The 569-nt window shown below is 59.4% G+C and carries 1 protein-coding gene; it reads left to right on the top strand.

Features of this window, described 5'->3' with window-relative positions; translation table 11 throughout:
• Positions 1-233: 233 nt before the first annotated feature.
• Positions 234-521 (top strand): UrcA family protein, encoded by a 288-nt coding sequence (locus tag JWG43_RS17725; RefSeq protein ID WP_153925677.1) that lies wholly within the window; start codon positions 234-236, stop codon positions 519-521.
• Positions 522-569: the final 48 nt, after the last annotated feature.

Here is a 569-nt window from a genome sequence, read left to right as displayed (position 1 = left end):
GGAGGCGACGACGGTCATGAAATCTGCAGCAGATGCCTGCCCTGACTTAGAGGGTGAGAAGCCTCAGTAGAAGCATCGGATGCGCAGACGGTTCGATCCTGACCGAAAATGTCATGACGTCGAATTATTCAAGCGGCGCCATTCGGCCGTAGAAGCTTCGCCGTTTCGATCGGATTCAGCTTCACCGTTAGCCACCCCGGACGACAAGGGGTTGGAAAACGGAACTCAGGATCATGCTCAAAATCGTCTCTATCACGGCCGCCGCGGTCCTCTCGGCCGGTTCAGCAAACGCCGCGCAGTTCGAAGCCCACATCCCCTATGGCGATCTCGATCTGTCGACCCGACATGGAGCGGCTGCATTCGACGCACGCGTCAACGGCGCCGCAGATCGCTTTTGCCGTAGTGTCCGATCGATTGAGCGCCCGGTCTGTCGCAATAGTTTCCGGCAGGAAGCGTTGTCTCTGTTGCCCGACCATCGCCGAGCCGAATATGCGCGCGGGCGCTTCGCCTTCAACGCTTGAAACGCAAGACGCCGCCGGACAGATCGTCCGGCGGCGTCCGACTTATAG

Source organism: Desulfobulbus alkaliphilus, assembly GCF_016918545.1.
In the GTDB taxonomy this organism is placed as follows: domain Bacteria; phylum Desulfobacterota; class Desulfobulbia; order Desulfobulbales; family Desulfobulbaceae; genus Desulfobulbus; species Desulfobulbus alkaliphilus.
This window is presented reverse-complemented; position numbering and strand designations above follow the sequence as displayed.

Coding starts and splice junctions, on each gene's coding strand:
- JWG43_RS17725 (WP_153925677.1), top strand. CDS start 234: ATGCTCAAAATCGTCTCTATCACGGCCGCCGCGGTCCTCTCGGCCGGT.